The sequence below is a fragment of the Peribacillus sp. P4_D6 genome (genome assembly GCF_056401795.1).
On the sequence record NZ_JBFUIQ010000044.1, the window covers coordinates 18,296 to 29,487 of the forward strand.

Sequence of the window (11,192 nt, forward strand, 5' to 3'; positions counted from 1 at the left end):
CTTTTTTGTTCGGTCATCATTTGAGAAACAAAAAGAGAGTGCCCTCGGGACACTCTCCAAACCAGTTTATTTCGTTGATTGACGGTTTTCAATCCGATGCGGCAGGATCACCTTTTCAAGACCTTCCTCCACTTGTTCTTTATTCATCAACTTTGTAAGAAGCCTCATCGCAACCGCACCAATATCATATAAAGGTTGAACGATCGTCGTGATTTGCGGACGCACCATCAATGTCAATCTCGTATTATCGAAGCTGATCACTTCAAAGTCTTCCGGCACATTATACCCCTTGTCCTGTGCGGMATGGACAATACCAAGCGCCATTTCATCAGCACCGGCGATGAATGCCGTCGGCCTGTCTTCAACCTCCAGGTACTTTTCAAAAGATTCAATTCCTGAATCATATGTATAATCACCTTCAACAATATACCTTTCATCAAATGAAAGACCAGCTTCTTTCAATCCTCGTTTATATCCAGTCAGTTTCATTTCATTAATCAGCGCGGAAGGGTTTCCGCTTACAAAAGCGATATGCTTGTGGCCTTTATTAGCAAAGAAGGTCACTGCGTCAAATGCCGCCGCCTCATAATCAATATTAACAGATGGAACTTGCCCGCTTTCATCTACCGAACCTGCCAGAACGATCGGAACCGGTGAATTCGTAAACTCTTTGACATGCTCATCAGAAATGTTGCCGCCCATGAATACGATGCCATCCACTTGTTTTCCAAGCATCGTATTCAGCAAATGGAATTCCTTATCTATATTCTCATCAGAACTGCTTAGAATGATATTGTATTTATACATGGTGGCTATATCTTCTATGCCCCGTGCCAATTCGGCAAAAAAGATGCTCGAGATATCCGGGATGATGACCCCGACAGTAGTCGTTTTCTTTGAGGCAAGTCCCCTTGCCACTGCATTCGGTCGGTACCCTAACTTTTCAATCACATCGGAAACTTTCTTCCTTGTTGCAGGCTTTACATTTGGATTCCCGTTAACTACGCGGGAAACGGTGGCCATGGAAACATTCGCCTCACGTGCCACATCATAAATGGTTATATTATTCATTCATCCATTCCTCCATTTCTTTCATTTTCCCCATAAAAGACCCGAATTATTTCGAAAAAAAATCTTTTATGCGTTTTTCTCTATAAGGAAGATTATTTTAGGAACGATCTGCCTAACAAAAAACAGTCCTACTCTCTTCTCAGTCAAATATTCAATACCCTATTCAAGTATAAAATTCACATAGATATCACTTTATGTATGACTCAATCTTCCGAACAGTTCTCATTCTTGTTATTTATCATACGATAGTCGAATCTTTCCTGCAATCCAATAGTGCTTATTTCGAAGGTTTTTCTGTAAAAACTAGTATTTTACCATTAAAAAAAGCCCTTGCCAAGTTGGTAAGGGCCGTAAGTAGATCAATTCAAGACATTCTTAGCTTAAACAGTTACCCAGTTCAAGCGTTTAATTTCATCGTAGAATTCATCAAATTGTTTGAAGTCCATTTGCTGTGCAGAATCCGATAGGGCAACGGAAGGATCCGGATGCACTTCAGCCATAACACCGTCAGCACCGATTGCAAGAGCCGCTTTAGCCGTAGGAAGCAATAGATCGCGACGTCCAGTTGAATGCGTTACATCAACCATGACCGGTAAATGTGTTTCTTGTTTTAAGATCGGTACAGCAGAGATATCAAGTGTATTTCTTGTTGCTTTTTCGTAAGTGCGGATACCGCGTTCACAAAGGATGATGTTTCCATTGCCCTGCGACATGATGTATTCCGCTGCATGAATGAACTCTTCAATCGTTGCAGCCAGTCCGCGTTTTAACAGAACTGGTTTATTTACTGCACCTGCCGCTTTTAGCAAGTCGAAATTCTGCATGTTCCGCGCCCCGATTTGGATGACATCGATATGATCGATTGCCGCTTCAATATCATTGGCACTCACGATTTCACTGATGACAGCCAAGCCGTATTCATCAGCAACGCGTTTAAGTATTTGTAAACCTTCCAAACCAAGCCCTTGGAAGTCATATGGAGATGTACGTGGCTTAAAGGCACCGCCGCGCATCAATTTCAAACCTTTAGCTTTAATGACTTCCGCCACCGCTGCTGTCTGCTCATAAGATTCAACGGCACATGGTCCGAAAACGAAGCTAGGGATCCCGTTACCTACCAATTCACCCTTGATGTCGATGATCGTGTCTTCAGCTTTTTGTTTTCTTGATACAAGAAGCGTCTTCTTCTGATCATCCTTTTGCAGCTCCAAGCCCAATTTAAAGATTTCTTTGAAAATATGTTTAATCGAACCAAGATCAAGCGGTCCTTGATTATTGGCTTCGATAAGATCCAGCATTGTTCTTTCACGGACCGGATCGTAACGGTTTACACCTTGTTTTTCTTTAACGCGACCAATTTCCTGTACAAGTTCAGCACGTTGATTAATAAGATGTAATAACTGAAGGTTCACATCATCCAGTTGATTACGAAGTCCATCAAGCTCTTTGTTGCTCATTACAAATCCATCCCTTCGTTTTTTAAAATAGAAATCGGTTCAGCGGATTCAAACTAAAAAAATCCCATCCGGATCCTCGAACATCCACCCCGATTGTTTTATCAATGAAAAATTTAGAATATTTCATGTATGATTAAATCAATTATAAATGAAGTGTCCATAAATGTCACTATATTTTTCTTTAATAATTAAACGCTTTTAAGCATTAAAGTTATAAATACTTAAAACTAGGTGCCGCTCATGCCAGAAAAACGATTACACAGAATATTGAAACACAATCCGTTGTAGGAATTATATTGGAAATAGAACAGGAAAGCTATCATTTAATTGATCATTTTTCACAAGAACATAGAAAAGTTTAAATTTTCTGCCACTCGTCCGAAGCCGAGAAATGTTTAAAGAGTCTTTACGGAAGGGCCTTCCTAGAAAAGGTTTCCCCAGGATTAACATCCTTAGGTCCGCCAATCAATGGAATAATAAAAGGCCGGACCCCTTACCAAAGGGATCCGGCCTTCCATTCATTCTGTAATGGCCTTGCTCAATGAATCATATGTAATCCGCCAATGAGATTCATTCCAGACAGGTTTTCCACCTTTAAAAAGGATGGCCTGAGGTGATTGATGTTTGACATCAAAAGTTTCTGCCACATAATTGGATAGTGGACGAGCTTCCTGGACGGCCAAATAGGCCGTTTTAAGCTGTTCGTTCCCTAAGATGTACCTCTCATATTGTTCAAATGCTTCAGCACTGACAGGGCATGTCACGCTATGCTTGAAAAGCAGGAATGTATCCTCTTTTAGAAGCTCATTGAATTGTTCTTCTGTTTCGATTTTGCTCATGACCATATAGCAGTCTCCTTTCCTTGTCATATAAATTTTACCATCAAAAAGGCGATGAAGCCATCGAAGCACTTCACCGCCTTATTCTTCGTCCCTTAATGCCTCTTCATTCCCATTAAAGGAATCCAGGGAGTTTAATTCTTTAGTTTACTCTCCGTTTCATCAAATGCCTTTTTCGCTTCATCAAGTTTTAATTTTGCCGCATTCTTGTTTCCGCTTGTAGGATCTGCAGGATTATTTTCCGAATCATTGCTGTTAGCAAAGTTCGTTTCGACGGATACGATAGGAGCATCTGTAGTTCCGGTTACATCAATATCCTTATTGCTTGAATTGGTTGTATCATCAGCAGCGTCGCCGTTTTCTTTTCCTGTTTTCAGGCTCTTCACTTTGTTGACGATATTCGAAGATTTATTGGAAACGATTTCCGTGACGGAGTTTGTTTTTTCTTTTGCAGTATCAGCAAGGACTGTACCTTTTTCCATCGCCGTTTGTCTTAATCTTTCTGTTTTCTCGGAAATGTTTCTAGCTTGTTCATTGAAGTCATTCCTTAATTCCTTGCCTGTTTTCGGAGCCATGAACAAAGCTGTAGCCGCTCCGATCATCCCGCCGATCAAGGCGCCAATCATAAAGTCCTTAGAATTGATCGAGTCGCGTTCGTCCTCATATGATTTCTGGTAGTCCTTTGTCGGAAATTCTTTTTGAGTCATAATACATTCCCCTTTCAATTTTCGGTTCATTTTTATTTAACTAGATTTTAAGATCTAGAACGTAAAAACCTTTTTTTAGGTAAGTTATCTGTTTCCAGCGCTTCCCTTTCTAACTCTGCCCTTTCAGTCGGGGTCGGGGCTGCATGTTTGCTTCTGGACTTCCATTTGTCCCTGATCTCCATGGCTACATTGCTCCATTGTACAATTTGTGAGATTCTTTCTTGATTATTATCAATCTCAGCCTGCACTTTATGGGAAACCTTTTGGATGGAAGAATTAAAGCTGGAGATGGATGTACCTACATCCTTCACCGCATCCACCACCGTGTTCAGGTTTTCTGACTTTTGCTGCAAATCTTCAGCCAACGTATTCGTTTTATGTAATAACTGAGTAGTTTCGAGCGTTATGCCCTGCATTTGGCTCTCTAGTCCTGTCAGCGTCCGGGCCACACTGTCCAGGGTAGTTTGAAGTGATGTCAGTACCTTCGTTAGAAAAATAACGAGTACCAAAAAAGCTATCGCTGCAACAGCAGCACTTACGTATAAAATAATCTCCATTGGAACACCTCCGAAAAAAATCGACTTATTTAATAGCTGTTAGATATTAATTACCCCTTCCCTATTATTATAAACGTATTTATTTTTTCAATATACCCTATCAAACCCTAATCTGGAAATATTGTTGTCCGCATCCAGTTCCTCCGTGAAATTCATGGGTGACACTTATGGCAGGAAATCGGGTATGATAGAAAAGATAAGTCGAATTTAAACAATGGAGGTATTTTTTATGAAAGATCCCAGAATTGGTACATTGGCCAAAAACTTAATCAATTATTCCGTGAAGCTTCAAAAAGGTGAAAAAATCTTGATCGAAAACTTTGGATTGCAGCGTGAACTTGTTAACGCACTTGTGAATGAAGCCTATGCAGCAGGTGGTTACCCATTCGTCCTGTTAAAGGATCACCAAGTGGATCGTGCCTTGCTGATGGGTGCCAAAGAAGAACAGTACAAGATGATGGGTGAGTTTGAAGCAAACGTAATGAAGCAGATGGATGCTTATATCGGGCTTCGTGCCGGGGATAATATCAATGAACAATCCGATGTCCCTTCAGAGAAGATGGCGATTCATGGACAGACAGTCGGTAAAGTACATAGAAATATCCGCGTGCCAAAAACAAAATGGGTCGTACTTCGCTACCCGACAAATTCCATGGCCCAATTAGCCAAAATGAGCACAGAAGCATTCGAAGACTTTTATTTCGAAGTCTGCAACCTCGACTATGGCAAAATGAGCGCAGCAATGGACAACCTTGTTGAATTGATGGATAAAACGGATAAGGTCCGCTTAACTGGGCCCGGTACGGATCTAACCTTCTCCATCAAAGACATTAAAGCCATCAAATGTGCGGGTGAGCTGAACATTCCTGACGGTGAAGTATATACGGCTCCAGTTAAAGATTCCATCAATGGAGTGATTTCGTATAATACTCCTTCCCCATATCAGGGTTTTACTTTTGAAAACGTGAAGTTGACATTCAAGGATGGAAAAATCGTTGAAGCGGTTGCGAATGATACGGAACGCATCAACAAAATTTTTGATACTGATGAAGGCGCACGATATGTCGGTGAATTTGCAATTGGTGTAAATCCTTATATTCTACACCCGATGCAAGATATCCTCTTTGATGAAAAAATTGATGGAAGTTTTCATTTCACTCCAGGACAATGCTATGATGATGCCTTTAACGGAAACCATTCAGACATTCACTGGGACCTGGTCAATATCCAGCGGCCTGAATATGGCGGCGGGGAAATCCATTTTGATGACGTCTTGATACGTAAGGACGGACGCTTCGTTTTACCGGAACTGGAAAATTTAAATCCGGAAAATTTAAAATAACCCAATAAAAAAACGACCGATCCGCTACAACGGATGGTCGTTTTTTTTATTTTACCTGCAGTGAATGCTCATAGGCTGCTTGGAATTTTTGAATGTCCCCCGCACCCATGAACAACACGACACTGTTATCATGGTTTTGCAATATAGATGTTGTGTTCTCCGTAATCAGCTCGGCACCTGGAATCTTATCTTGAAGGTCTTCAATCGATAACTTTCCTTGATGTTCACGAGCAGATCCAAAAATTTCACATAAGTATACTTTGTCGGCCAAATTCAAGCTGTCGGCGAATTCATCCAGGAATGCCTGCGTTCTCGAGAAAGTATGCGGCTGGAATACAGCAACAACTTCACGCTCTGGATATTTTTGACGCGCCGAGTCCACAGTTGCAGAGATCTCGGTCGGATGGTGTGCATAATCATCAATGATGATCTGACTTCCGATTTCCTTTTCGGAGAACCGGCGTTTAACTCCGCCAAAAGTCCGCAATTGGGCTTTCACAGCTTCCGTATCCAAGTTTTCATATTTACAAAGTGCAATGACACCAAGTGCATTCAACACATTATGCTTTCCAAAAGTAGGAATAGTGAATGTATCATAGTAATTGTTCCTTACATGCACATCAAAAGTCGTGCCATCCGGAGTGACGGAAACATTTTTCGCTTGAAAATCATTTCCTTCTGCAAATCCGTAAAAAATAACCGGTACTTTCGCCTGAATATGTGGTAAATGCTCATCATCCCCGCACGCAATGATGCCTTTGTTGACTTGAAGGGCCATCGTTTGGAAAGCCTCGAACACGTCTTCGACATTAGCGTAATAATCTGGATGATCAAAATCGATATTCGTCATGATTGCATAATCCGGATAATAGGAAAGGAAATGACGGCGATATTCACATGCTTCGAATACGAAGTAATCAGAATTCACGATTCCTTTACCCGTTCCATCCCCAATCAGGAAGGATGTCGGTTTAGCGCCCCCCATTACATGGGCAAGTAAGCCGGTCGTCGATGTTTTACCATGCGCTCCCGTAACCGCCACGCTGATGAAGTTTTTCATGAAATCACCTAGGAAACGGTGATAACGGATAATCGGCAAATCAAGTTCTTTTGCCTTCAATATTTCCGGATGACTATCCGGAAACGCATTTCCTGCAATGATGGTCATTCCAGGTTGAATATTTTCCTCGTTGAAAGGAAGGATTTTAATCCCGGCTTTTTCTAATGCCAATTGTGTAAAAAATTCTTTTTCGTAATCGGAACCCTGCACTTCAATATTCATATCATGCAGTATTTGTGCAAGAGCACTCATACCCGACCCTTTAATTCCCACAAAATGGTAAGCAGTCATAAAGCGAACCTCCACCAATCGTCTACCTGTATGACAGTATATGACGTCATCTTTTATTTGTTTTTCCATTACGAGACTTGTTAGTAACGCAATTTCTTCATAGGTTTTCGAACTTTTATTTTCAATCATTCATCAACAAAAAACTATTATATCACTTTTTTATTCATTCATCCATGTCAGGGGGATGCCAATTTATCAAATCATTGGCTTTTCCCTCAATTAAGGTGATAAAAAAGGGTTTTCACCCTTTCACATTATATACAATTTCCTTTTATTAGGTTCTCTTAATTAACATGTAAAAATTCCAGCTCTTCTTGCGTAATCAATACATCCCTGGGCCTTGAGCCCCTGGATTCGGAAACGACCCCCTGTTGCTCCATCATTTCTATTAGACGCGATGCACGGTTATATCCGACACGGAAACGCCGTTGGACGCTCGATGCAGATGCGGCCTGCTGGCTCACGACAAATTCACATGCCTCGAAAAACAGTTCATCCGCTTCTTCCGTGACCTGGGCCCTGTTCAGCAAGTCTTCCTGTTCAAACAGGTATTTTGGCTGCTGCTCCCGTTTAACATGGTTGACCACTTGATCGATTTCTTCATCACTCACGAAAGTCCCTTGCAGGCGCACCGTTTTTGAAGAGCCGTTTTCAGCGAATAACATATCTCCTCTTCCCAAAAGTTTTTCTGCACCGCCGCTATCGATGATTGTACGGGAGTCCACTTGTGAAGAAACCGAAAAAGCGATCCTTGTCGGGATATTTGCCTTGATCAATCCAGTTATGACATCGACTGAAGGTCTTTGAGTGGCTACAATCAAATGGATGCCGCAGGCACGGGCCTTTTGAGCAATCCGGCAAATCGCTTCCTCTACATCAGCCGGGGACATCATCATTAGATCCGCAAGCTCATCGATGATCACCAGGATATACGGCAGCTTGCTTGAATATTGACCGGCTTTTTCCGCTTGTTCATTAAAGCGGGTGATATCACGTACACCGGCATGTACAAACAATTCATAACGCCGTTCCATCTCCTCTACAGCCCATTTCAACGCAGCCGTAGCGGCTTTTACATCGGTTATGACTGGACTGACCAAATGCGGGATCCGGTTATATGGGGCGAGCTCGACCATTTTCGGATCGATCAACAGTAATTTCAGCTCCTGCGGCGTCGCTTTATACAGCAAGCTGACCAGCATGGTGTTGATACAGACACTTTTCCCCGATCCCGTTTGCCCGGCTATCAAACCATGCGGCATCTTTCTCAAATCCGTGATGATCGGCTGACCGGATATATCGAGGCCTAAAGCCACGGCGAGCGGTGATTCATGCTCTTGAAACTCAGTACTTTCCAAAACCTCACGCAAAAATACCGGTTTGCTTTTCCTGTTCGGAATCTCGATGCCGATTGTATGTTTACCCGGAATGGGCGCTTCCATCCTCATATCCTGGGCAGCAAGGCTTAATTTGATGTCATCCATCAGGTTCGTCACTTTATTCACCTTCACTCCTGGCTCCGGATGCACCTCGAAACGAGTGACTGCCGGTCCTTGGGTGACATTGACGACCTTTGCACGGACATTGAAATTTTTCAATGTCTGATCAAGTAATACAGTCTGTTCCCCGAGCCACTCATCATCATGCACAGCATAAGTGGGAGGTGTCAGCAATTCGATATTCGGAAACACATAGTATGGATTATCATCCGCTTCCACGGAACCAAAAACTTCAAGGGCATTGCCCTGGCCACTTTCCGCTGTCTCTGTTAAAACTGCTTCTTGATACCCATCTCCAGAGATGGGGGATTCCTGTTCTAGAAGCGGCTTAGGGTCGGAACCAATAATCGATTCAACTGTATTTTCAGGCTCGCCGGCGGTTTCGGTTTCCAAAAAGGCAGATGTACTGTCCCGAGTCTCCTCTTTCGGCATAACTCTGCCTTCCTCCGGTTTCCTTTCGGGAATGGCGGATGGTTCCACTTGTCCTGCCTCMGTTTGGGCAGCATCATCCATTGCTCGTTTATCAGGTGAAACTACTGCACTTTCCGGATTAAGGCTTTTTTTTTCCGCTATCATTTTATTCATGAAGCCATTTTTTTCCCGATCTTGCTTAAGCATCATCACATTAAATGGAATATGTTTTTTCGGACTTTTAGGCTGCACTTCAGGTATTGCCTCAGATGAGTCACTTTCAGGCATTGTTCCTTGACTTACGGATGGTTGATTGGATTGTACAGCAGCGTCCCCATGAACCGATATCGCTTCAGGCCGTGTGTCGTCCGCCTGTTCCATGATGGATACGGCGACTTCGCGTCCAAAATCGACTTGGTCCTGTTCAATAGCCTCTTTTTCTACCTCAGGCTCAATTATGTTAGGCTCACTTACCGTTTCTTCTGGCAATGACTCAATGGAATTTCTACGAAAGAAAGCGGGTATCTCCGTATCTTCCCTTTTTTTTTCCGCTTGTTCCGGTATAAGAATGGCAGGTTTTGCCGTCATTTCCTCATGTGACGCATCTTTTGAGATTTCAGGGATCGATACCGGAATCTCGATAGCGGGTTCTTCTTTTTTAAAGATGGGCATTTTGCTTTCCAATTCATATTCGACAATTTCTTCAGAAGGGACTATTTTTTTTTCCGGACGACGGAACCCGTAAATGGGTGATGGGATTTCCGTTGGGCGGAATGGAGTATTTGACGGGACTATTTTTGAATTTTCCTCCCGGTCAATGCTTCTCCGTTTTGGTTCAGGATCCCTTACAGGCCTTCTCGTTGTTTCTTTAGTCACATTTTTCCCCTGTTTGGGTTCGTTGTCTTCCCTATTTCTTTCCCTAGGTTTTCTTTTATTCTGCTCCCGGTCTGGAATGAGCGGAAACTTGAACTGGCCTTTTGGATATTGAAACAGGATTTTCGTATCCGGGTCTGGTGTCTGGGACATTTTTTCCACTTTTTGATTGTAAACCTTTATTTCTTCTTTCTTTGACTTCGTAAGCTTCGAAAAATCCATTTTCCTCAATGTCTCTTCATCAAGCGGTTCATCTATAATAATCTCTTCGATTTCAATAATTTCCTCTGCTTGGAACCATTTTTTCATCTTATTTAGCCATTTCAAAACTATCACTCTTTCTACATCTGTAGTTATGTAACTAATTCTACCAGTTATTTTAAAAATATCGAGAAAATTTAAGCTAAATTGGGATTAGTATCTACTTTTTTATCGCATTCTTGCTACCTTAACGTATTTCGCAGAACTCCTACCCTATTAAACCCCTTCTGCAATGGGTTTAAACCTATCATCACGAAATAACATTAGCCCCTAGTCTACTATTTAAATAAAACACAGCTGTTAAATCGCGTTTACAAAGAGATTAAGTTTTCATGCTGACTTGAAAACAGACTGGCCAATTCATTGCATCATCCTTCATGAAACCTCCGGCAGAATCCTATTGCCTGTCGCAACCCATAAAACACCGTTCGTTTATACCGAACGGTGTTTTGTGGGTTTCTCCGTTTTTTTTGCAAACGAAGACCAAAGGACTAGTTCCATTCATAAAAACGGCAAACAACCTGGGCCACTGATTTGGAAGCGATCAAAAGGGCATCTTCATCAATGTCGAATTTAGGATGGTGATTGAAATATGCCTTCTCCACCCCTTTCTGTTTACAGCCAATGTAAAAGAAGCAGCCTGGTATCTTTTCTGCATAATACGAAAAATCTTCTGAACCTGAAAAAACCGGAAATTCGCCTACCTTCTTAATTTCTTTGTCATTCATGCTTTCCAGGCTATTTTTCACGAATTCAGTCAGTTCAGGGTCATTGTATAGCGGAGGATAATCGGGCACATATGTAAGTTCGCACTGAACATCGAA

At 42.0% G+C, this 11,192-nt stretch carries 9 protein-coding genes; 1 reads left to right on the top strand and 8 read right to left on the bottom strand.

Annotation, left to right across the window (positions count from 1 at the left end; genetic code table 11):
* Nucleotides 1-66: 66 nt before the first annotated feature.
* From ccpA to AC1DVB_RS14810, 5 genes are all read right to left on the bottom strand, one after another.
* Nucleotides 67-1,071, bottom strand: a complete 1,005-nt coding sequence (ccpA, locus tag AC1DVB_RS14790) for a catabolite control protein A (protein ID WP_477589762.1) — start codon at nucleotides 1,069-1,071, stop codon at nucleotides 67-69.
* A 380-nt stretch (nucleotides 1,072-1,451) separates the two neighbouring features.
* Complete coding sequence (locus AC1DVB_RS14795; protein ID WP_034309244.1) at nucleotides 1,452-2,528, bottom strand: bifunctional 3-deoxy-7-phosphoheptulonate synthase/chorismate mutase; 1,077 nt, start codon at nucleotides 2,526-2,528, stop codon at nucleotides 1,452-1,454.
* Nucleotides 2,529-3,046: 518 nt separating this feature from the next.
* Nucleotides 3,047-3,373: a bacillithiol system redox-active protein YtxJ gene (gene ytxJ / locus AC1DVB_RS14800; protein ID WP_057276733.1), complete on the bottom strand. Its 327-nt coding sequence runs from the start codon at nucleotides 3,371-3,373 to the stop codon at nucleotides 3,047-3,049.
* 128 nt (nucleotides 3,374-3,501) lie between these two features.
* On the bottom strand, nucleotides 3,502-4,074 hold the full coding sequence (locus tag AC1DVB_RS14805; RefSeq protein WP_034309249.1) for a YtxH domain-containing protein: 573 nt from the start codon (nucleotides 4,072-4,074) through the stop codon (nucleotides 3,502-3,504).
* A gap of 47 nt (nucleotides 4,075-4,121) precedes the next feature.
* Nucleotides 4,122-4,631 (bottom strand): DUF948 domain-containing protein, encoded by a 510-nt coding sequence (locus AC1DVB_RS14810; protein WP_230135188.1) that lies wholly within the window; start codon nucleotides 4,629-4,631, stop codon nucleotides 4,122-4,124.
* 229 nt (nucleotides 4,632-4,860) lie between these two features.
* Between AC1DVB_RS14810 and AC1DVB_RS14815 the strand changes: the two genes are divergently transcribed.
* Entirely contained in the window at nucleotides 4,861-5,973 is a 1,113-nt protein-coding gene (locus tag AC1DVB_RS14815) for an aminopeptidase (RefSeq protein ID WP_057276734.1), read from the top strand.
* 46 nt (nucleotides 5,974-6,019) lie between these two features.
* Here the strand turns inward: AC1DVB_RS14815 and murC are convergent, their stop codons facing one another.
* From murC to AC1DVB_RS14830, 3 genes are all read right to left on the bottom strand, one after another.
* Entirely contained in the window at nucleotides 6,020-7,324 is a 1,305-nt protein-coding gene (gene murC, locus AC1DVB_RS14820) for a UDP-N-acetylmuramate--L-alanine ligase (protein WP_034309255.1), read from the bottom strand.
* A 284-nt stretch (nucleotides 7,325-7,608) separates the two neighbouring features.
* Entirely contained in the window at nucleotides 7,609-10,434 is a 2,826-nt protein-coding gene (locus tag AC1DVB_RS14825; RefSeq protein WP_477589765.1) for a DNA translocase FtsK, read from the bottom strand.
* Nucleotides 10,435-10,859: 425 nt separating this feature from the next.
* Nucleotides 10,860-11,192: M20/M25/M40 family metallo-hydrolase (locus AC1DVB_RS14830; RefSeq protein WP_477589767.1), on the bottom strand; the 333-nt coding region annotated here is incomplete at its 5' end.

Bases quoted from the DNA above. Each gene is read 5' to 3' on its own strand.
- AC1DVB_RS14815 (WP_057276734.1), top strand. From the start codon at position 4,861: ATGAAAGATCCCAGAATTGGTACATTGGCCAAAAACTTAATCAATTAT.
- murC (WP_034309255.1), bottom strand. From the start codon at position 7,324: ATGACTGCTTACCATTTTGTGGGAATTAAAGGGTCGGGTATGAGTGCT.
- AC1DVB_RS14805 (WP_034309249.1), bottom strand. From the start codon at position 4,074: ATGACTCAAAAAGAATTTCCGACAAAGGACTACCAGAAATCATATGAG.
- ytxJ (WP_057276733.1), bottom strand. From the start codon at position 3,373: ATGGTCATGAGCAAAATCGAAACAGAAGAACAATTCAATGAGCTTCTA.
- AC1DVB_RS14810 (WP_230135188.1), bottom strand. From the start codon at position 4,631: ATGGAGATTATTTTATACGTAAGTGCTGCTGTTGCAGCGATAGCTTTT.
- AC1DVB_RS14795 (WP_034309244.1), bottom strand. From the start codon at position 2,528: ATGAGCAACAAAGAGCTTGATGGACTTCGTAATCAACTGGATGATGTG.